Annotated in this window: 16 protein-coding genes and 1 riboswitch; of the genes, 9 read left to right on the top strand and 7 right to left on the bottom strand. The window is 74.8% G+C overall.

Annotated features, from left to right (window positions below):
• Positions 1-10 precede the first annotated feature (10 nt).
• The 6 genes from ACFY32_RS07145 to ACFY32_RS07170 all read right to left on the bottom strand — a co-directional run bounded on the left by ACFY32_RS07145 (position 11) and on the right by ACFY32_RS07170 (position 6,700).
• The gene (locus ACFY32_RS07145) at positions 11-823 is read right to left on the bottom strand and encodes an enoyl-CoA hydratase/isomerase family protein (RefSeq protein ID WP_390673626.1); all 813 of its coding nucleotides are present in this window, start codon (positions 821-823) and stop codon (positions 11-13) included.
• A gap of 146 nt (positions 824-969) precedes the next feature.
• Positions 970-1,191: a helix-turn-helix domain-containing protein gene (locus ACFY32_RS07150; RefSeq protein WP_003976983.1), complete on the bottom strand. Its 222-nt coding sequence runs from the start codon at positions 1,189-1,191 to the stop codon at positions 970-972.
• Positions 1,192-1,526: 335 nt separating this feature from the next.
• A complete protein-coding gene (locus ACFY32_RS07155) occupies positions 1,527-3,125 on the bottom strand; it encodes an ABC-F family ATP-binding cassette domain-containing protein (RefSeq protein ID WP_359200551.1) in 1,599 nt (532 codons plus the stop codon).
• A gap of 173 nt (positions 3,126-3,298) precedes the next feature.
• Positions 3,299-4,696 carry a hypothetical protein gene (locus tag ACFY32_RS07160; protein ID WP_359200553.1) on the bottom strand — a complete coding sequence of 466 codons (1,398 nt, stop codon included), beginning with the start codon at positions 4,694-4,696 and terminating at the stop codon, positions 3,299-3,301.
• A 142-nt stretch (positions 4,697-4,838) separates the two neighbouring features.
• Positions 4,839-5,957 carry an alpha/beta hydrolase family protein gene (locus tag ACFY32_RS07165; RefSeq protein ID WP_390673627.1) on the bottom strand — a complete coding sequence of 373 codons (1,119 nt, stop codon included), beginning with the start codon at positions 5,955-5,957 and terminating at the stop codon, positions 4,839-4,841.
• 65 nt (positions 5,958-6,022) lie between these two features.
• Positions 6,023-6,700: a class II aldolase/adducin family protein gene (locus ACFY32_RS07170; protein ID WP_359200557.1), complete on the bottom strand. Its 678-nt coding sequence runs from the start codon at positions 6,698-6,700 to the stop codon at positions 6,023-6,025.
• 205 nt (positions 6,701-6,905) lie between these two features.
• Between ACFY32_RS07170 and ACFY32_RS07175 the strand changes: the two genes are divergently transcribed.
• The 9 genes from ACFY32_RS07175 to cobI all read left to right on the top strand — a co-directional run bounded on the left by ACFY32_RS07175 (position 6,906) and on the right by cobI (position 19,586).
• Positions 6,906-8,141 (top strand): inorganic phosphate transporter, encoded by a 1,236-nt coding sequence (locus tag ACFY32_RS07175; RefSeq protein WP_359200559.1) that lies wholly within the window; start codon positions 6,906-6,908, stop codon positions 8,139-8,141.
• A 40-nt stretch (positions 8,142-8,181) separates the two neighbouring features.
• Positions 8,182-8,403, top strand: coding sequence for a hypothetical protein (locus tag ACFY32_RS07180; RefSeq protein WP_390673628.1), 222 nt, complete (start codon positions 8,182-8,184; stop codon positions 8,401-8,403).
• Positions 8,404-8,561: 158 nt separating this feature from the next.
• Positions 8,562-8,635, top strand: a riboswitch (cobalamin riboswitch).
• A 136-nt stretch (positions 8,636-8,771) separates the two neighbouring features.
• Positions 8,772-9,716 carry a cobalamin biosynthesis protein gene (locus ACFY32_RS07185; RefSeq protein WP_359200563.1) on the top strand — a complete coding sequence of 315 codons (945 nt, stop codon included), beginning with the start codon at positions 8,772-8,774 and terminating at the stop codon, positions 9,714-9,716.
• A complete protein-coding gene (locus tag ACFY32_RS07190) occupies positions 9,713-11,221 on the top strand; it encodes a cobyric acid synthase (protein WP_359200565.1) in 1,509 nt (502 codons plus the stop codon). The genes ACFY32_RS07185 and ACFY32_RS07190 overlap by 4 nt, the downstream gene beginning before the upstream one ends.
• Entirely contained in the window at positions 11,218-14,874 is a 3,657-nt protein-coding gene (gene cobN, locus ACFY32_RS07195; RefSeq protein ID WP_390673629.1) for a cobaltochelatase subunit CobN, read from the top strand. The genes ACFY32_RS07190 and cobN overlap by 4 nt, the downstream gene beginning before the upstream one ends.
• The gene (locus ACFY32_RS07200; protein ID WP_390673630.1) at positions 14,871-16,874 is read left to right on the top strand and encodes a putative cobaltochelatase; all 2,004 of its coding nucleotides are present in this window, start codon (positions 14,871-14,873) and stop codon (positions 16,872-16,874) included. The genes cobN and ACFY32_RS07200 overlap by 4 nt, the downstream gene beginning before the upstream one ends.
• Positions 16,874-17,473 (top strand): cob(I)yrinic acid a,c-diamide adenosyltransferase, encoded by a 600-nt coding sequence (gene cobO / locus ACFY32_RS07205; protein WP_359200571.1) that lies wholly within the window; start codon positions 16,874-16,876, stop codon positions 17,471-17,473. The genes ACFY32_RS07200 and cobO overlap by 1 nt, the downstream gene beginning before the upstream one ends.
• On the top strand, positions 17,467-18,858 hold the full coding sequence (locus ACFY32_RS07210) for a cobyrinate a,c-diamide synthase (protein WP_390673631.1): 1,392 nt from the start codon (positions 17,467-17,469) through the stop codon (positions 18,856-18,858). Before cobO ends, ACFY32_RS07210 begins: the two co-directional genes overlap by 7 nt.
• Complete coding sequence (gene cobI, locus ACFY32_RS07215; protein WP_359200575.1) at positions 18,855-19,586, top strand: precorrin-2 C(20)-methyltransferase; 732 nt, start codon at positions 18,855-18,857, stop codon at positions 19,584-19,586. Before ACFY32_RS07210 ends, cobI begins: the two co-directional genes overlap by 4 nt.
• A 59-nt stretch (positions 19,587-19,645) precedes the next feature.
• Here cobI and ACFY32_RS07220 read toward each other — a convergent pair whose 3' ends face one another.
• Positions 19,646-20,371: a ZIP family metal transporter gene (locus ACFY32_RS07220; RefSeq protein ID WP_359200577.1), complete on the bottom strand. Its 726-nt coding sequence runs from the start codon at positions 20,369-20,371 to the stop codon at positions 19,646-19,648.
• Positions 20,372-20,547: the final 176 nt, after the last annotated feature.

The raw sequence follows: 20,547 nt of genomic DNA on the forward strand, positions 1-20,547 counted from the left end.
TCCCGCGGGGTTACTCGCCGAGGCCCGCCAGGTCGCGCAGGCGGCGGGCCTGGGCGGCGCGTTCCGCGGCGCGCTGGGCGTCGAGGTCGCGGGTGGTGGCGCCCTGGAGCAGCGCCTTGGTCTCCACCACCGCGTCCCGCGGCGCGGCCAGGACCGCCGAGGCCAGATCGCGCACGGCGGCGTCGAGCTGGTCGGCGGGCACGGCGAGGTTGGCCAGCCCGCTGCTCACCGCCTCCTCGGCGGTGACGAACCGCCCGCTCACGCAGATCTCCAGGGCGCGGGCGTAGCCGACCAGGGTGACCAGCGGGTGCGTGCCCGTGAGGTCGGGGACCAGGCCGAGGCCGGTCTCGCGCATCGCGAACTGCACGTCGTCGGCGACGACCCGCAGGTCGCAGGCGAGGGCGAGCTGGAACCCGGCCCCGATGGCGTGCCCCCGCACGGCGGCGATGGACAGCAGGTCGCTCCGCCGCCACCAGGTGAACGCCTCCTGGTACCCGGCGATGACCGCGTCCAGCTCGGCGTCCGAGCCGCGCGCCAGATCGACGAACGACGGCTCGCCGTCGAAGCCCTCCTCAGTGAACGCCTGCCGGTCGAGCCCGGCCGAGAACGACTTGCCCTCGGCGCGCAGCACGACGACCCGTACGGTGCCCGGCAGCCGTCGCCCGGCCTCGGCGAGCGCCCGCCACAGGGCGGGGCTCTGCGCGTTGCGCTTGGCCGGGTTGGTCAGCGTCACCGTGGCGATCGCGTCGTCGACGGTGAGCCGTACGCCGTCCTGGTCGAGTACGGGACCCGCTGTGCCGTGGTCCTGGGCGGGCGAAGCCATGGGGCGCCTCCGATGGGTGCGGTCGTCCTGGCGTGCCGTACGGAGTTCCGCACGGCCCACGTAAGTGACTGCACAGTAACCACCCGGTCGGTCATGCGTCCGACCGGGTGGCCACCTTCGGAGAGCCGAAGGGCCGCCCGGGGGAATCAGGCCGACGTGGCCTTCTTGCCCCGGGTCGCCCCGCCACGCCCTCGCAGCGTGACGCCCGACTCACTGAGCATGCGGTGCACGAAGCCATACGAGCGGCCGGTCTCCTCGGCCAAGGCCCGGATGCTCGCACCGGCGTCGTACTTCTTCTTCAGGTCTGCCGCGAGCTTGTCGCGCGCGGCGCCGGTCACCCGGCTGCCCTTCTTCAGAGTCTCGGCCACCCGTGCCTCCTCATGGGAAGTGCGCTCTGGTCTCCTCATGATCACCCCTCCGGGGCGCGATGGCCACCCATTCGGCAAGGTCGGTGAGACAAGGTTGTGACGACAGGAGTGCGTCCCCACAAGCGGAATGGCGAATTCCAGAGATCGGCGTCCGTACACCCGAACGGGTTCTCCGGTGAAGTTGCTGGTCAGAAAGGCGTCACGGCCGAGCCTCCGGGAACGGAGGGCTCGGCCGTGACATGGATGTAGGACACACCTCGGTACGAGGAGATCTCACACAGATGATGGATCACCGATCGGCCGAATGATCCATACGCCGTGGATCATCCATTCGATCAAGCGAGGGCGACGAGGTCCGCGTAGCCGGCGCCCCACAGGTCCTCGACGCCGTCGGGCAGCAGAATGATCCGCTCCGGCTGGAGCGCCTCCACGGCGCCCTCGTCGTGGGTGACCAGGACGACGGCGCCCTTGTAGGTGCGCAGCGCGCCGAGGATCTCCTCGCGGCTGGCCGGGTCGAGGTTGTTGGTCGGCTCGTCCAGCAGCAGCACGTTGGCCGAGGAGACCACCAGGGTGGCCAGCGCGAGCCGGGTCTTCTCGCCGCCGGAGAGCACGCCGGCCGGCTTGTCGACGTCGTCGCCGGAGAACAGGAACGAGCCGAGCACCTTGCGGACCTCCACCAGGTCCATGTCGGGCGCGGCGGAGCGCATGTTCTCCAGGACCGTGCGGTCGGGGTCGAGGGTCTCGTGCTCCTGCGCGTAGTAGCCGAGCTTGAGGCCGTGGCCCTCGATCACCCGGCCGGTGTCGGGCTGCTCCACGCCGCCGAGCAGCCGCAGCAGCGTGGTCTTGCCGGCGCCGTTGAGGCCGAGGATGACGACGCGGGAGCCCTTGTCGATGGCCAGGTCGACGTCGGTGAAGATCTCCAGCGAGCCGTAGGACTTGGACAGGCCCTCGGCGGTCAGCGGGGTCTTGCCGCAGGGCGCGGGCTCGGGGAAGCGGAGCTTGGCGACCTTGTCGGAGACCCGCGCGGCCTCCAGTCCGGCCAGCAGCTTGTCGGCGCGGCGGGCCATGTTCTGCGCGGCGACCGTCTTGGTGGCCTTGGCGCGCATCTTGTCGGCCTGCGAGTGCAGGGCGGCGGCCTTCTTCTCGGCGTTGGCGCGCTCGCGCTTGCGGCGCTTCTCGTCGGCCTCGCGCTGCTGCTGGTAGAGCTTCCAGCCCATGTTGTAGACGTCGATCTGGGCGCGGTTGGCGTCCAGGTAGAACACCTTGTTGACGACCGTCTCGACCAGGTCGACGTCGTGGGAGATCACGATGAAGCCGCCGCGGTAGGACTTGAGGTAGTCGCGCAGCCAGACGATCGAGTCGGCGTCGAGGTGGTTCGTCGGCTCGTCCAGCAGCAGGGTGTCGGCGTCCGAGAAGAGGATGCGGGCCAGCTCGATACGGCGGCGCTGACCGCCGGAGAGGGTGTGCAGGGGCTGGCCGAGCACCCGGTCGGGCAGGTTGAGCGCGGCGGCGATGGTGGCGGCCTCGGCCTCGGCGGCGTACCCGCCCTTGGTGAGGAACTCCGTCTCCTGGCGCTCGTACTGGCGCAGGGCCTTCTCCCGGGTGGCGCCCTGGCCGCCCGCGATGCGCTGCTCGTTCTCGCGCATCTTGCGGATCAGTACGTCCAGGCCGCGGGCGGACAGGATGCGGTCGCGGGCGAGGACGTCGAGGTCGCCGGTGCGGGGGTCCTGCGGGAGGTAGCCGACCTCGCCGGAGCGGGTGATGGTGCCGGCGGCGGGGATGCCCTCGCCGGCGAGGCACTTGGTGAGGGTGGTCTTCCCGGCGCCGTTGCGGCCGACCAGGCCGATGCGGTCGCCCTTGGCGACGCGGAAGGTGGCGCTCTCGATGAGGACGCGGGCGCCGGCGCGCAGCTCGATGCCGGTGGCGGAAATCACGGACAGACTCCAGGGCGGGGTGGGAGGCGGGAGGGGCGGCTGAGGTCCGACCCGCGGTCTAATGCGCGTGGAGAATGGCCATGACGGCCATTCTACCGGGGGTGTGCAAGCAGTTTTACGGCTCCGCCGCCGGGGCCGTCGTCACACCCCCGGGACACGGGCCCGGCGCCCGCTCAGCTTCCCCCCGTGTGCACCTGGAACGCCGCCCGGCGCACGGCCTTGGCCAGCGCCGGGTCGGGGTGCGCGGCGGCCAGCGCCACCAGCACCTGCACGGTGCGGGGGTGGCCGACGGCCCGGACCTCGTCCAGCAGCATCGGGACGGTGGGCTGGATAGCGGACTCCAGGTGCCGCACCAGCAGCGGGGCCTCGCCGTGGTCGGCGACGGCGGCGGCGGTGTCGACCCAGAGCCAGGTGGCCTCCTCGCGGGTGAGCACCTCGTGGGCGTCCTCGGGGTCGGCGCCGTCGTGCTCGGCCAGCCAGAGCAGGGCGTACGGCCGCAGCGTCGGCTCGTCCAGGACGGCCCGCACGTCGGGTTCGGCGGGGGCGCCGACCACCCGCAGCGTCTCGAAGGCCAGGCCGCGCAGCAGGGCGTCCTCGCCCCGGGCGGCGGCGAGCAGCTCGGTGACGGCGCTGCCGACCGGGCGGGCGGCGAGCCAGGCGCGGTACTCGGCGCGGGCGGCGTTGGGGCGGAGCTGGGCGCAGCCGCGGAGCATGGCCTCGGCGGACTGCTCGATGTTCCCGGCGGGGCTCTGGGCGGCCACGCAGATCTGCTCCAGCTTGACCCAGACCGCCCAGTTGCCCAGCGGGGTGAGCGTGGCCTGGCCGTCGCCGCAGGTCAGGGCGCCGACGGCGGCGAGCGCGTGCAGCGCCCAGTCCAGCAGCGGGGCGAGGGGGGCGTCGGTGTCCGGCGGCCGCGGGGGTTCGGCCTGGGGGCCGTAGGGGACCTCGCAGCGCTCGGTGCGCAGTTCGGTGACGCGCTGCTCCAGCAGGTCCAGGAGCTGCGGTACGGGGACCGGACCGGCGGACAACTGGAGGAAGGAGAGCACCTGGGGCATCGCGGAGACGACCTCGGCGACGGCGGCCGGCTCGTGGCCGGCGGGCTCGGGGTGGGCGAGCGACCAGGCGTCGAAGAGGGCGACCCAGCCGCGCAGTACGGCGCTGTCGTCGCGGTCCCAGGCGCGCAGCCGCCAGCCGGGGCGGGCGCTGTCGCCGTGCACCTCGACCAGGCCGGCGAGGCGGGCGGTGTCCCAGTCGGCGCGGACCTGATCGACGGTCAGGCCCAGTTCGCGGGCGGCGCGTTCGGCGGTCGCGTCGGAGAGGGTGGCCTTGCCGTCGTCGGTGGCGCTGTCCCGGCCGGGGCCGAGCACGGCGTCGGCCCAGCGGGCGACACGGGCGGCGTCGGCGAGACCGGCGCGGGCCATGCGGGCCAGCTCGGAGCGGGCCGGGGTGCCCTCCGGGGGACGCGGGGCGGCGCGGCGCGGGCGCGGCCGGTCGATCGCTCTGGGGGAGGCGGCCAGGGATCGCGGGCGGACGAGTCGGAGCCTGGAGTCGCGCGGGATACGGGACGTCACGGGTGCAGTCTTCCGGTTGACGGTCCGAAAACCCAAACGGAATGCCGCCGGGGGCCGTCGGGCGGCCGGGGGCGGGGGCGCCGCGGGGCGTCCGGAGGTGGCGGGCGGCCGGTTCCCGCGCCGCCGATACGGAACGGACGGGTCAGGCCAGGGGGGTCAGGAAGCGCCGGAGCACTTCTTCGTAGCGCGCGGGGTCGGCGTTCCACATGGCGGCGTGCGGGGCTCCCGGGACGGTGTGCAGGGTGACCGTGCGGGGGTGGGCCGCGGCGAACCGGCGGGTGAGGCTCCAGGGGGCGACGGCGTCGTCCGGGCCGTGCAGGACCAGGGTCGGCACGTCGAGCCGGGCGAGGTCGCCGGGGCGTTCGGAGTCGAGCCCGGTGCGGCCCTGGGCGGCGCGGACGGCGAGCGGCAGCAGGGCGCCGGGGGTGTGCCGGGCGGCGGCGAGGGCGCGCAGGGCGGCCTGCCAGTCCAGGACCGGCGAGTCCAGGACGAGGCCCGCGATCAGGTCGCGCCGGCCGCAGTGGGCGGCGGCGCGCAGCGCCATGGTGGCGCCGGTGGACCAGCCGAGCAGCACGATCCGGCGGGCGCCGTGGTCGGCGGCGTAGCGGACGGCGGCGTCCAGGTCGTGCCACTCGGTCTCGCCGAAGTGGTGCAGTCCGTCCAGCGGCCGGGGGGCGCCGGCGTCGCCGCGGTAGGCGAGGGCGAGCAGCGGGAAGTGCAGTTCGTGCAGCAGGCCCAGGAGGTTCAGGGTGTGCTCGCGGGTGGTGCCCAGGCCGTGCACGGCGATGATCCAGGTGCCGCGGGCGCCCGGCAGGAACCAGGCCGGCAGCGGTCCGAGTTCGCCGGGGATCTCCACGTCGGTGTGGTCCAGGCCGAGGACGGTGCGGGGGGTGCCGACGAACAGGTTGGGGGTGAGCCACGCCTTGTCGCCGGGGCGCAGGGTGCCGTGGGTGACGCCTTCCAGGCGGCGTACCACGGTGTCGGCCGGGTGGGTCGCGCCGGGCAGGACCGGACCCACGACGGCGTGCGAGCCGTCGCCGCCCAGTCCGTAGCGGCCGGGCCGCAGGGAGGCGAGGGCGCGGGTGAGGGTGATCTGCCCGGCGGCGGTCGCGTGCACCGTGAGCCGGGGTTCGGTGGGCAGGGGCCGGCCGGCGGGCGCCTTGAGCGCGGCGTCGCTGGCCAGGCGGCCGGCGGCGACGCTCGCGGCGCCGGCGGCCAGGGCGGCGGTGACGGCGGCGGCCGTCGCGGTGGCAGTGCGCACCCGTCCAGTCTCCTTGCGATGCGGTCCGTCGGCCAGCGGTGGGCGGCCGGGGGGTGACCGCCCTGTCAGGGCCGTTCCCGTTGCCCGTACCCCGCGAGCCGCCGCTCTACCTCCGCGAGCTGGTCGCGGGTGAGCAGGGCGGGGGTCAGGCCGGGGACGCAGGAGGCGGTGAGCCACAGGCGGCACATCCACTCCAGTTGGGCGGTGCGGTCGTACGCCTGGTCGAGGGTGGCGCCGTGGGTGACCGTGCCGTGGTTGCGCAGCAGGCAGCCGGAGCGGCCGTCGAGGGCGCGGAGCATGTTCCCGGCCAGTTCCTCGGTGCCGTAGGCGGCGTAGGGGGCGACGCGGACGGGTCCGCCGAGGGCGGCGGCCAGGTAGTGGATCGGCGGGAGCTCGTCGACGAGGGTGGAGACGGCGGTCGCGTGCACGGCGTGGGTGTGCACCACCGCGCGGGCGCCGGTGCGGCGGTGGACCGCCAGGTGCATGGGCAGTTCGCTGGTCGGGACGAGCGTGCCGAGGACCTGCCGGCCGTCGAGGTCGACGCCGGTCGCGTCGGCGGGGGTGAGCCGGTCGTAGGGCACGCCCGAGGGTGTGACGAGAACGATGTCGCCGACGCGTACCGAGACATTGCCGGAGGTGCCGACGACCAGTCCGTCGGCGACCGTGCGCCGGGCCGTGGCGACCAGCGCCTCCCAGGCCCGCGCCTCCGCCTCGCGCACCGGCCTGACCTGCGGTTCCGTCATCTCTCCGCCTCCTCATCGGCGCCCCGCGCGCCCCCGCGCGCCCACCGTCCGGCCGCGCTGCGGTGATCCTGCCAGGCAGGGGGGTGACCGCGCGGTGGCGGCGGCCCCGGTTTCGGACACCCTCACGCCCTGCTCAGTTCATCTTCCGTTCACTCGCGTTACTTACGTTCGTCCAGCCAATGACCTCGAACGATTGCCTGGGTAAATGGAAAGCTTCTCGCTGATCCTCGCGATTGTGGTGGTGACCGCACTCGCGTTCGATTTCACGAACGGTTTCCACGACACCGCGAACGCGATGGCCACGACCATTTCCACCGGCGCCCTCAAGCCCAAGGTCGCGGTGGCCATGTCCGCGGTACTGAACCTGGTGGGCGCCTTCCTGTCGGTGGAGGTCGCCAACACGATCTCCAAGGGTCTCGTCGACGAGACCGGCATCCGTCCCGAGGTCATCTTCGCCGCCCTGGTCGGCGCGATCCTCTGGAACCTGCTGACCTGGCTGGTCGGCCTGCCGTCCAGCTCCTCGCACGCCCTGATGGGCGGTCTGATCGGCGCCGCCGTCGCCTCCGCCGGCCTCGGCGCGGTGCACGGCGACGTCCTCGTCACCAAGGTGCTGCTCCCGGCGATCGCCGCCCCGATCGTGGCGGGCGTCGCGGCGATGGTCGCCTCCCGGCTGACGTACACGCTGGGCCGCAAGGCCGACGGCAAGGCCGCCGCCAAGGGCTACCGCGCCGGGCAGATCGCCTCCGCCGGCCTGGTCTCGCTGGCGCACGGCACCAACGACGCGCAGAAGACCATGGGCATCATCACCCTGGCCCTGGTCGCCGGCGGCGCCCTCGCCCCCGACTCCGACCCGCCGGTGTGGGTGATCCTCTCCGCGGGCCTGGCCATCGCGCTCGGCACCTACCTCGGCGGCTGGCGGATCATCCGTACCATGGGCAAGGGCCTGACCGACCTCCAGCCGCAGCAGGGCTTCGCCGCCCAGACCAGCGCGGCCACGGTCATCCTGGCCTCCTCCCACCTCGGCTTCTCCCTGTCCACCACGCACTCCGTCTCCGGTTCGGTGATGGGCGCCGGCCTGGGCCGCAAGGGCGGCGTGGTCCGCTGGTCCACGGCCACCCGGATGTTCGTCGCCTGGGCGCTGACGCTGCCGGCCGCCGCCCTGGTCGCCGCGCTCGCCGAGTGGGTGTGCGGCCTGGGCGACTGGGGGACGGCGCTGGTCGCCCTCTTCCTGGTCGGCTCCAGCTTCGCCATCTGGCGGATCTCCCGGCGCGAGGTCGTCGACCACACCAACGTCAACGCCACCGGCGCCGAGGAGTCCGGCGTGGTCACCGCCGCCATCGCCGCCGTGACCCCGCCCCCGGCGGGCGTGACCGAGGAACTGGCCGCCGCCCTCGCCGCGCCCGAGCCCAAGGCCCCGTCGGCCACCGCCACCCCCGTCTGAGCCGCCCGGTCCCTGCCGGGTACGAAGGAAGAGAACCACCATGAAGATCGACTGGGCAGCCCTCGGCTCCGTCTTCGGGGTCAGCCTCGTGGTCACCGTGGCGCTGGTGGCCCTGTTCACCCTCGGCATCGCCGGCCTCTCCCGCCGCGAGCGCGCCACCGCCCAGGGCGGTTCCGCGGGCCTCGCGGTCACCGGCGCGTACGCCTGCTTCGCGGCCTGCGCGGCGGCGGTGGCGTACGGCATCTACCTGATCGTCGCCTGACCTGCGGCGGCCACGCGGAAGCGGGGCGCGGGGCGGCCCGGCCGCCCGGCGCCCCGCCTTTTTGTGGGCCTTCGCACACTCCGCCCGCGCAGGTCAACGGCAAGTTGACGGGCGTTCGCGGGGCGTGGTGGACTTCCGGAGCCATGTACGGCGGCAGGAGAGGAAGCCCGGTGTGAATCCGGCGCGGTCCCGCCACTGTGACCCGGGGGAGATCCCGGGGAGCCAGGAACTCTCACCGCCGGTCTCGTCGAACCAGGGCGTGGACACCCTGAGTGAGGACACAACGCGATGCCCGGCTGCCGTTCCAGGTTCAGTACCAGGTCCCTTACCGACAGGTCCCGCCCCGACCGCGCGACCGGCTGAGCCCCGTGCGAGCCGAACGCGTCTTCGCGTACGGCGCCGCCGCCGGCCTCCTCGGTGACCTGCTCCTCGGCGATCCCCGCCGCGGGCATCCGGTCGCCGCGTTCGGCCGTGCCGCGAGCGCCGTGGAACGAGTGCTGTGGCGTGACCACCGGGGCCGGGGCGCCCTGCACACCGCCGTGTGCGCCGGTGGCGCCGTCGCGCTCGGTGCCGTCGCCACGCGCGCCGTGCGCCGCTCCCCCGCCGCCTCCGTCGCGCTGACCGCCGCCGCCAGTTGGGCCGTCGTCGGCGGCACCTCCCTCGCCCGGGAGGCCCGCGCCGTCGGGCGGGCCCTGGAGGCCGGGGACGTCGAGGGCGCCCGCGCCAGGCTGCCGCACCTGTGCGGACGGGACCCGAACTCCCTGGACGCCGACGGGATCGCGCGGGCCGTGGTGGAGTCCGTCGCCGAGAACACCTCCGACGCGGTGGTCGGCGCCCTGGTCTGGGGGGCCGTCGCCGGAGTGCCGGGGCTGCTCGGGTTCCGCGCCGTCAACACCCTCGACGCCATGGTCGGCCACAAGTCCCCCCGCTACCTGCGGTACGGCTGGGCCTCGGCCCGGCTCGACGACCTCGCCGGATGGCCGGGCGCCCGCCTCACCGCCGCCCTGGCCGCGGCGGCCGGCGACGACCCCCGGGGCGCGCTGCGGGCCTGGCGCGCCGACGCCGCCCGCCACCCCAGCCCCAACGCCGGCCCGGTCGAGGCGTCCTTCGCGGGCGCCCTCGGCGTCCGCCTGGGCGGCACGCTCTCCTACGGCGGCCGGGTCGAACACCGGCCGGTGCTCAACGGGGCGGCGGGCCGCGCCGTCCGCGTGACCGACGTGACCCGGGCCGTACGGCTCTCCCGGCGCGTGAGCTGGCTGGCGCTCGGCGTCTGCGCGGGCGCGCGGCTGTTGATGAGAGGACGGACGTCATGAGCGGCGGACTGCTGGTCGCCGGCACCACCTCCGACGCCGGCAAGAGCGTCGTGACCGCCGGGATCTGCCGGTGGCTGGTGCGGCAGGGCGTGAAGGTGGCGCCGTTCAAGGCGCAGAACATGTCCCTGAACTCCTTCGTGACCCGCGAGGGCGCCGAGATCGGACGCGCGCAGGCCATGCAGGCACAGGCCTGCCGGGTGGAGCCGACCGCGCTGATGAACCCGGTGCTGCTCAAGCCCGGCGGCGAGCGGAGCAGCCAGGTCGTGCTGCTGGGCAAGCCGGCCGGGGAGATGACCGCCCGCGGCTACCACGGCGGACGGCAGCGGAAGCTGCTCGGCACCGTGCTCGACTGCCTGGCCGAGCTGCGGGGCACGTACGACGCGGTGATCTGCGAGGGGGCGGGCAGCCCGGCGGAGATCAACCTGCGCCGGACCGACATCGTCAACATGGGCATCGCCCGGGGCGCCGGGCTGCCCGTGCTGGTGGTCGGGGACATCGACCGGGGCGGCGTCTTCGCCTCGTTCTTCGGCACGGTCGCCCTGCTCGCGCCCGAGGACCAGGCGCTGGTCGCCGGGTTCCTGGTGAACAAGTTCCGGGGCGACGTGTCCCTGCTGGAACCCGGCCTCGACATGCTCCGCGGGCTCACCGGGCGGCGGACGTACGGCGTACTGCCGTACCGGCACGGGCTCGGCATCGACGAGGAGGACGGGCTGCGCGTCTCGCTGCGCGGGACCGTGCGGGAGTCGGACACCGCCCCGCCCGTCGGCGAGGACGTCCTGCGGGTCGCGGTCTGCGCGGTCCCGCTGATGTCCAACTTCACGGACGTCGACGCGCTCGCCGCCGAACCCGGCGTCGTGGTGCGGTTCGTGGACCGGCCCGAGGAGCTGGCCGACGCCGACCTGGTGATCGTGCCGGGGACGCGGGGCACGGTCCGGGCGCTCGACTGGCTGCGTACGCGCGGCCTCGCGGACGCCCTGGTCAGAAGGGCCGCCGAGGGGCGGCCGGTGCTCGGGATCTGCGGCGGGTTCCAGGTGCTCGGCGAGCACATCGAGGACGAGGTCGAGTCCCGCGCCGGACACGTCGACGGCCTGGGAGTCCTCCCCGTGCGGGTGCGGTTCGCCCGCGAGAAGACCCTCACCCGGCCGGTCGGCGAGGCCCTCGGCGAACCCGTCGAGGGCTACGAGATCCACCACGGGGTCGCCTCCGTGGCGGGCGGCGAGCCCTTCCTCGACGGATGCCGGGTCGGCCAGACCTGGGGCACGCACTGGCACGGTTCGCTGGAGTCGGACGGATTCCGGCGGGCGTTCCTGCGCGAGGTGGCCGCCGCCGCGGGCCGCCGCTTCGTCCCGGCCCCCGGCACCTCGTTCGCCGCGCTGCGCGAGGAGCAGCTCGACCGGCTCGGCGACCTGATCGAACAGCACGCGGACACGGACGCGCTGTGGCGGCTCATCGAGTCCGGCGCGCCGCAAGGACTGCCCTTCATCCCACCGGGAGCGCCCGCATGAGCACAGTGTTGTTGTTGTCCACCGCCGACACGGATCTGCTGGCGGCCCGGTCCGCCACCGGCGTCTCCTACCGGATCGGCAATCCCGCCCGGGTGGACGTGGCCGAGGACCTCCCCGGGCTGGTCGAGGGCGCCGACCTCGCCGTCGTCCGCCTCCTGGGCGGCAAGCGGGCCTGGGAGGACGGGCTCGCCGCGCTGAAGGCGGCCGGCCTGCCGACCGTGCTGCTCGGCGGCGAGTCGGTGCCGGACGCCGAGCTGATGGCCGAGTCGTCCGTGCCGGCCGGCGTGGTGGCCGAGGCGCTGCGCTACCTCGTCGAGGGCGGCCCCGGCAACCTCACCCAGCTCGCCCGGTTCCTGTCCGACACCGTGCTGCTGACCGGCGAGGGCTTCGAGGAGCCCCGGAAGATGCCGGAGTACGGCGTCCACGGCGACCGGACGCTCCAGGACGGCCGCCCGACGGTCGGCGTGCTCTTCTACCGCGCCCACGAACTGAGCGGCAACACCGCCTTCGTCGACACCCTCTGCGACGCCGTCGAGGCGCACGGCGCCAACGCGCTGCCCGTGTACTGCGGTTCGCTGCGCGACGCCGACCCCGGGCTGTACGAGATCCTCGGCCGGGCCGACGCCCTGATCGCCACCGTCCTCGCGGCCGGCGGCACCCACGCCTCCCAGGCGTCCGCGGGCGGCGACGAGGAGTCCTGGGACATCGGCGCCCTCGCCGACCTCGACGTCCCCGTGCTGCAAGGGCTCTGCCTCACCTCCTCCCGGGCCGCGTGGGAGGCGTCCGACGCCGCCCTGTCCCCCATGGACGCGGCGATGCAGGTGGCCATCCCCGAGTTCGACGGCCGGCTGATCACGGTGCCGTTCTCCTTCAAGGAACAGGGCCCAGACGACGTGCCGGTGTACGTCGCCGACCCCGAGCGCGCCGGGCGCGTCGCCGGGATCGCCGTGCGGCACGCCGCGCTCAAGCACAAGCCGAACGCCGAGAAGAGGCTGGCGCTGGTCTTCACCGCGTACCCGACCAAGCACTCGCGGGTCGGCAACGCGGTGGGGCTGGACACCCCGGCCTCGGCGGTGCGGGTGCTGGACGCGCTGCGGGAGGCCGGGTACGCGCTGACCGAGTACCCGGCCGGCGGTGACGAGCTGATCCACCGGCTGATCGAGGCGGGCGGCCACGACGTCGAATGGCTGACCGAGGAGCAGCTCGCCGCCGCGCCCGCGCGGGTGCCGCTGGCCGACTACCGGGCCTGGTTCGACAGGCTCGACCCGGCGCTGAGGGAGGCGATGACCGAGGCGTGGGGCGAGCCGCCGGGCTCGCTGTACGTCGACGGGGACGACATCGTGCTCGCGGCGCTGCGGTTCGGGAACGTCGTCGTCATGATCCAGCCGCCGCGCGGCTTCGGTGAGAACCCGATCGCCATCTACCACGACCCCGACATGCCGCCCTCCCACCACTACCTGGCGGCCTACCGCTGGCTGGAGAACAGCTTCGGCGCCGACGCGATCGTGCACATGGGCAAGCACGGCACGTTGGAGTGGCTGCCCGGCAAGGGCCTCGGGCTGTCCGGGGGCTGCGCGCCCGACGCGGTCCTCGGCGACCTGCCGCTGATCTACCCGTTCATCGTCAACGACCCCGGCGAGGGCACCCAGGCCAAGCGGCGCGGACACGCCACGGTCGTCGACCACCTGGTGCCGCCGATGGCCCGCGCCGACACCTACGGCGACCTGGCCAAGCTGGAGCAGCTCCTGGACGAGTACGCGCTCGTCTCCGACCTGGACCCGGCGAAGGCCCCGGCGGTCCGGGCCCAGATCTGGACCCTGGTCAAGGCCGCCGAACTCCACCACGACCTGCACGTGGACGACCAGCCGGACGACGAGGCGTTCGACGAGTTCGTCATGCACATCGACGGCTACCTCTGCGAGATCAAGGACGTGCAGATCCGCGACGGACTGCACGTCCTGGGCGGCGGCCCGGTCGGCGAACCCCGCGTCAACCTCGTCCTCGCCGTGCTGCGCGCCTCCCAGGTGTGGGGCGGCCGGGCGAACGCGCTGCCCGGTCTGCGGGCCGCGCTGGCCGCGCACTTCGGGCTGGTGGAGAAGGAGTTGCTGGCCGAGCCGGGCGCCCCGGTGAAGGTGCCGGCGGAACTGGCGGAGCTGGTGGACGGCCCCGCCCGGACCGGCGCCGACGCGATCGACCTGCTGGAGCAGCTCTGCCGGCGGTGCGCGGAGGGGATGGAGGCACGGGACTGGGCGGCGGCGGCCGTCCCCGCCCTGGTGCGCGAGGTGCTGGGCACCGGACTGCCCGAGGCGGTCGCCGTGCTGGAGTTCGCCTGCGTCGAGGTCGTACCGCGGCTCGCCCGGACCACGGACGAGATCGGGCACATCCTGCGGGCCCTGGACGGCGGTTACGTGCCCGCCGGACCGTCGGGTTCGCCGACGCGCGGCCTGGTCAACGTCCTCCCCACGGGCCGGAACTTCTACTCCGTCGACCCCAAGGCGATCCCGTCCCGGCTGAGCTGGGAGGTCGGGCAGTCGCTGGCGGACTCGCTGATCGCCCGCTACCTCCAGGACACCGGGGAGTACCCCAGGTCCGTCGGCCTGACCGTCTGGGGCACCTCCGCGATGCGCACCCAGGGCGACGACATCGCCGAGATCCTCGCCCTGCTGGGCTGCCGTCCGGTCTGGGACGACGCCTCGCGCCGGGTGACCGGCTTCGAGGTGGTGCCGCCGGCGGAGCTGGGCCGGCCGCGCATCGACGTCACGGTCCGCATCTCCGGGTTCTTCCGGGACGCGTTCCCGCACGTGGTGGGGCTGATCGACGACGCGGTACGGGCGGTGGCGGAACTGGACGAGCCCGCCTCGCAGAACTACGTCCGCGCCCACGCCGACGAGGACACCGCCCGGCACGGCGACCGCCGCCGGGCCACGGCCCGCGTCTTCGGCTCCAAGCCGGGCGCGTACGGCGCGGGACTGCTCCCCCTGATCGACGCCCGCAACTGGCGCTCCGACGCGGACCTCGCCGAGGTGTACGCGGTGTGGGGCGGCTACGCCTACGGGCGCGGCCTCGACGGACGGGCGGCGCGCGGCGACATGGAGACGGCGTTCAAGCGGATCGCGGTGGCGGCGAAGAACGTCGACACCCGCGAGCACGACCTGGTCGACGCGGACGACTACTTCCAGTACCACGGCGGCATGGTCGCCATGGTCCGGCACCTGACGGGCGCGAGCCCCGAGGCGTACGTCGGCGACTCGGCCACCCCCGACCAGGTGAGGACCCGCACGCTGGGCGAGGAGACGCACCGCGTGTTCCGCGCCCGGGTGGTCAACCCGCGCTGGATGGCGGCGATGCGGCGGCACGGCTACAAGGGCGCCTTCGAGATGGCGGCGACCGTGGACTACCTGTTCGGGTACGACGCGACGGCCGGGGTCGTGGACGACTGGATGTACGAGAAGCTCAGCGCCGAGTACGTGTTCGACCCGGAGAACCGGGACTTCATGAAGCAGTCCAACCCGTGGGCGCTGCGCGGCATCACCGAACGGCTGCTGGAGGCCGCCGACCGGGGGCTGTGGGCGGAGCCGGACGCGGAGACGCTGGAGCGTCTGCGCGCCACGTATCTGGAGCTGGAAGGCGATCTGGAGGGCGACGACAAGTGACCACCCCCTTTCCGTTCACGGCCGTGGTCGGCCAGGACGACCTGCGGCTGGCCCTGCTGCTGAACGCGGTGAGCCCGGCCGTCGGCGGCGTCCTCGTCCGCGGCGAGAAGGGCACCGCCAAGTCCACGGCCGTGCGGGCGCTGTCGGCGCTGCTGCCGGCGGTGGACGTGGTGGCCGGGTGCCGGTTCTCCTGCGACCCCGGCTCCCCCGACCCGGACTGTCCGGACGGCCCGCACGAGCCCGGGGCGTTCGCGTCGCGGCCGGCCCGGATGGTCGAGCTGCCCGTCGGTGCCTCCGAGGACCGGCTCGTCGGCGCGCTGGACATCGAGCGGGCGCTGTCGGAGGGCGTGAAGGCGTTCGAGCCGGGCCTGCTGGCCGACGCGCACCGGGGCATCCTCTACGTCGACGAGGTCAACCTCCTGCACGACCATCTGGTCGACCTGCTGCTGGACGCGGCGGCGATGGGCGCCTCCTACGTCGAGCGCGAGGGGGTGTCGGTGCGGCACGCCGCCCGGTTCCTGCTGGTCGGGACCATGAACCCCGAAGAGGGCGAGCTGCGGCCGCAGTTGCTGGACCGGTTCGGGCTGACCGTCGAGGTCGCGGCCTCGCGGGAGCCCGGCCAGCGGGTCGAGGTGGTGCGGCGGCGGCTCGCGTACGACGACGACCCGGCCGCCTTCGCCGCGCGCTGGGCCGACGAGGAGGCCGCCGTGCGGGCGCGGATCACGGCGGCGCGGGAGCTGCTGCCGCGGGTCCGGCTCGGGGAGGGGGCGCTGCGGCAGATCGCGGCGACCTGCGCCGCGTTCGAGGTGGACGGGATGCGCGCCGACATCGTGATGGCGCGCACGGCGACCGCGCTGGCCGCGTGGGCCGGCCGGACCGACGTACTCGCCGAGGACGTGCGGCAGGCCGCGCTGCTGGCGCTGCCGCACCGGCGGCGGCGCAACCCCTTCGACGCGCCGGGGCTGGACGAGGACAAGCTGGACGAGACGCTGGAGGAGTCCGGCGGGCCGGACGACGATCCGGACCCTGACCCGGACGGGCCCGGCGGCGGGGGCGGGCAGCCGCCCTCCGACGGGCCCGCCGAGGGGCCCGAGGGCGGGGACGCCGCCGCGCGGCCGGAGGCCGGGGAGGGCGGCGAGCCGCAGCCGTCCGGTGCCGGGGAGCAGCCGGCCGTGCGGGCCGCGGAGCCGTTCCGTACGAAGGTGCTGAGCGTGCCCGGCGTCGGTGAGGGCGCCGCGGGGCGGCGCTCGCGGGCGCGGACCGAGCGCGGGCGGACCACCGGGGCGCGCCGGCCCCGGGGCGCGCTGGGCAAGCTGCACCTGGCCGCCACCGTCCGGGCCGCCGCGCCGCACCAGCGGGCCCGGGGGCGCAGCGGGCCGGGGCTGGTGATCCGGCGGGACGATCTGCGGCAGGCGGTCAAGGAGGGGCGCGAGGGCAATCTCGTGCTGTTCGTCGTGGACGCCTCCGGGTCGATGGCCGCGCGGCAGCGGATGAGCGCCGTGAAGGGCGCGGTGCTGTCGCTGCTGCTGGACGCGTACCAGCGGCGGGACAAGGTGGGGATGGTGACCTTCCGGGGGTCGGCGGCCGAGGTGGCGCTGCCGCCGACCTCGTCGGTGGACGCGGCGGCGGTACGGCTGGAGTCGCTGCCCACGGGCGGGCGGACTCCGCTGGCGGCCGGGCTGCTGCGGGCGCACGAGGTGCTGCGGGTGGAGAAGCTGCGCGATCCCGCGCGGCGGGCGCTGCTGGTGGTGGTGACGGACGGGCGGGCCACCGGCGGTCCGGAGCCGGTGGCGCTGGCCGGGCGGGCGGCGCGGCTGTTCGCGGCCGGGCAGGTCGCCTCCGTGGTCGTGGACTGCGAGTCGGGGCCGGTGCGGCTCGGGCTGGCCGGGCACCTCGCCGGTGAGCTGGGCGGTACGGCGGTGACGCTGGACGAGCTGCGGGCGGACTCGATCGCCGGGCTGGTGAAGGACGTGCAGGGGACTTCCAGGAGGGCCGCGTAATGCCGCAGGGGCAGCCGAGTGTCGTACCCGACGACGGACTGACGACCCGTCAGCGGCGCAACCGTCCGCTGGTCGTCGTGCACACGGGCGTGGGCAAGGGCAAGTCGACGGCCGCCTTCGGGCTGGCGCTCAGGGCCTGGAACCAGGGGTGGCCGATCGGGGTGTTCCAGTTCGTCAAGTCGGCGAAGTGGAAGGTCGGCGAGGAGCGGGCGCTGCGGGTGCTCGGCGACTCCGGTGAGGGCGGGACCGTCGCCTGGCACAAGATGGGCGAGGGCTGGTCCTGGGTGCAGCGCGACGCGCAGATGGACAACGAGGAGAAGGCCCGGGAGGGCTGGGAGCAGGTCAAGCGGGACCTCGCCGCCCGGACGTACACGCTGTACGTGCTGGACGAGTTCGCCTACCCGATGCACTGGGGGTGGGTCGACACCGACGAGGTGGTGCAGGTGCTGCGCGACCGGCCGGGGACCCAGCACGTGGTGATCACCGGGCGGAACGCGCCGGAGAAGCTGGTCGGCCTCGCCGACCTGGTGACCGACATGTCCAAGGTCAAGCACCCGATGGACGTCGGGCAGAAGGGGCAGAGGGGCATCGAGTGGTGACGTCCGTGCCCCGGCTGGTCGTCGCCGCGCCCGCCTCCGGGAGCGGCAAGACCACCGTCGCCACCGGACTGATGGCCGCGCTGGCCGCGCGGGGGCTCGCCGTGTCCCCGCACAAGGTCGGGCCGGACTACATCGACCCCGGCTACCACGCGCTCGCCACCGGGCGGGCGGGGCGGAACCTCGACGCGTACCTGTGCGGTCCGTCGCTGATCGCCCCGCTGTTCCGGCACGGGGCGGACGGGTGCGACATCGCCGTGGTCGAGGGGGTGATGGGGCTGTACGACGGGGCCGCCGGGGAGGGTGAACTGGCCTCCACCGCGCAGGTCGCCAAGTTGCTGGGGGCGCCGGTGGTGCTGGTCGTCGACGCGTCGGCGCAGTCGCGGTCGGTGGCGGCGCTGGTGCACGGGTTCGTGTCCTGGGACCCGCAGGTGCGGGTCGGGGGCGTGATCCTGAACAAGGTGGGGTCGGACCGGCACGAGGGGCTGCTGCGGGAGGCGCTGGAGTCGGTCGGCGTGCCCGTGTTCGGGGTGCTGCGGCGGACGGACCGGGTCGGGGTGCCGTCCCGGCATCTGGGGCTGGTGCCGGTCGCCGAGCGGGGGTCCGCCGCGGTGGACGCCGTCTCGGCGATGGGGGCGCTGGTGTCCCAGGGGTGCGATCTGGACGGGCTGGTGGCGCTCGCCCGGTCCGCCGGGCCCCTGCCGGGGGACCCCGCCCCCTGGACCCCCGGGGAGTTCCCCGCCCATGACCGCCCGGCTCACCCGGCTCACCCGGTCGGCAAGCCCAGGCCCCGCGTCGCCCTGGCCGGCGGGGCCGCGTTCACCTTCTCCTACGCCGAGCACGCCGAACTGCTCACCGCCGCCGGGGCCGAGGTCGCCGTGTTCGACCCCCGGCGGGACGAGGAGCTGCCCGACGGGACCGACGGGCTGGTGATCGGCGGCGGGTTCCCGGAGGTGTACGCCGAGGAGCTGTCCGCCAACGAGCCGCTGCGCGAGGCCGTCGCCCGCCTCGCGGAGCGCGGCGCTCCCGTGGCCGCCGAGTGCGCGGGGCTGCTGTACCTGTGCCGGGAGCTGGACGGGCTGCCGATGTGCGGGGTGCTGGACGCCTCGGCGCGGATGGCGGAGCGGCTGACGCTGGGCTACCGGGACGCCGTGGCCGTCGGCGACAGCGCGCTGGCCGCCGCGGGGACCCGGATGCGGGGGCACGAGTTCCACCGGACGGTCGTGGAGCCGGGCGCCGGGGCGGCTCCGGCGTGGGGGATGCGGGTGCCCGAGCGGCGCCTCGAAGGTTTCGTACAGCGCGGTGTGCACGCGAGTTATCTGCACACGCACTGGGCGTCCGAGCCCGGTGTCGCCCGTCGGTTCGTGGAGAGGTGCCGGACGTCATGAGCAGCCATCTGGTCGGAGTCGGGGTGGGCCCCGGCGATCCGGAGCTGGTGACCGTCAAGGGCGTGAACGCCCTGCGGGCGGCCGAGGCCGTCGTCGTTCCCGTGCTGGACACCGGGGAGCGGGGGCGGGCGGAGGCGACCGTGCTGCACTACGTGCCCGCCGAGAAGGTCGTCCGGGTGGTGTTCGCGCTGAACGAGCGGTCCGACCGGGCCCGGCGCGAGGCGGCCTGGGACGCGGCCGGTGAGCGGGTCGCGGAGCTGCTGCGGGCGCACCGGCGGGTGGCGTTCGCGACGATCGGCGACCCGAACGTGTACTCGACTTTCACGTATCTCGCGCAGACCGTCGGCGCCTTGGTGCCGGGCACCGTGGTGGAGACCGTGCCGGGCATCACCGCGATGCAGGACCTCGCGGCGCGGTCGGGGGCCGTGCTGACCGAGGGCACCGAGCCGCTGACGCTGGTGCCGGTGACCGCGGGGGCGGCGGTGCTGAAGGAGGCGCTGAACGGGCCGGGGACGGTCGTGGCGTACAAGTTCGGGCGGCAGGCCGCCGAGGTCGCCGAGGCGCTGCGGGAGACCGGGCGGCTGGCGGACGCGGTGTGGGGCTCGGCGCTGGGGCTGGCGGAGGAGTCGGTGCGGCCGGCCGCCGAACTCGACGGCGCTCCCCTGCCGTACCTGTCGACGCTGATCGCGCCGCCGCGACGGGACGGCGGACGGGGCGGCAAGCTGTGAGCGGCGGGACGGCACCGGGCGCGGGCGACGGGACCACGCCGGGCGCGGCCGGCGGGACGTCACTCCGCGAGGCCGACCACCAGCCAGATGAACGCCGCCCCCGCGACCGTGCACAGCAGCGTGGAGCGGGCCGGGTGCTCGTGGTGGGCCTCGGGCAGGATCTCGGCGGCGGCGAGATAGAGCAGGACGCCGCCGAACAGGCCGAGATACGCGCCGAGGGCCCCCTCCGGGATGGTGAACAGCAGCGTGGAGGCCGCGCCCAGCACGGGGGCCACGGCGTCCGCGCCCAGCATCGCCAGGGCCCGGCGGCGGGCGTTGCCGTACAGGCTGGTGAGCGTGTAGGTGTTGAAGCCGTCGGCGAAGTCGTGGGCGATCACGGCGAGCGCGACGGCCAGGCCCATGCCGCCGCCGACCTGGAAGGCCGCGCCGATCGCCACGCCGTCCATGGCGCTGTGCCCGACCATCGCGGCGGCGGCCGTCAGGCCCACCTCCGGGGTGCGGGCGTGCTCGTCGGCGCCGTGCGCGGCCCGGCGGGCGGCGAGCAGGCGTTCGCCCAGATGGGCGAGGAGGAACCCGGCGACGAACAGCAGCAGCGCCGTCGGCACGCCGAACACCTCGCGGCCCGCCGCCTCCAGGGCCTCCGGCAGCAGGTCGAGGCCGACCACGCCCAGCATCAGCCCGCCGGCCAGGCCCAGCACCAGATGGCGGCGGTCGGTCACGCGCTGTGCCGTCCAGCCGCCGGCCAGCGTCATCAGGAACGCGCCGAGCGCGACGAAGACCGCCATGGGCTCTTGCTATCCGATCAGGGCCCGTTCACGCACCTCCGGCGGCGGCGACCGCGGTACGCGCCGTCCGCGTGAACGGTGTCCGTGAGCCGTGCCCGAGAGCCGCGCCCGCGAGCTGCCCGTGGGCTGTCCGCGAGCTGCCCGTGAGCTGCCCGTGAGCTGCCCGTTGGGCGAGA

This window comes from Streptomyces sp. NPDC000134 (assembly GCF_042899225.1).
Classification (GTDB): Bacteria; Actinomycetota; Actinomycetes; order Streptomycetales; family Streptomycetaceae; genus Streptomyces.

Coding starts and splice junctions, on each gene's coding strand:
- ACFY32_RS07145 (WP_390673626.1), bottom strand. CDS start 823: ATGGCTTCGCCCGCCCAGGACCACGGCACAGCGGGTCCCGTACTCGAC.
- ACFY32_RS07170 (WP_359200557.1), bottom strand. CDS start 6,700: ATGACGGAACCGCAGGTCAGGCCGGTGCGCGAGGCGGAGGCGCGGGCC.
- ACFY32_RS07175 (WP_359200559.1), top strand. CDS start 6,906: ATGGAAAGCTTCTCGCTGATCCTCGCGATTGTGGTGGTGACCGCACTC.
- ACFY32_RS07180 (WP_390673628.1), top strand. CDS start 8,182: ATGAAGATCGACTGGGCAGCCCTCGGCTCCGTCTTCGGGGTCAGCCTC.
- ACFY32_RS07190 (WP_359200565.1), top strand. CDS start 9,713: ATGAGCGGCGGACTGCTGGTCGCCGGCACCACCTCCGACGCCGGCAAG.
- cobN (WP_390673629.1), top strand. CDS start 11,218: ATGAGCACAGTGTTGTTGTTGTCCACCGCCGACACGGATCTGCTGGCG.
- cobO (WP_359200571.1), top strand. CDS start 16,874: ATGCCGCAGGGGCAGCCGAGTGTCGTACCCGACGACGGACTGACGACC.
- cobI (WP_359200575.1), top strand. CDS start 18,855: ATGAGCAGCCATCTGGTCGGAGTCGGGGTGGGCCCCGGCGATCCGGAG.
- ACFY32_RS07220 (WP_359200577.1), bottom strand. CDS start 20,371: ATGGCGGTCTTCGTCGCGCTCGGCGCGTTCCTGATGACGCTGGCCGGC.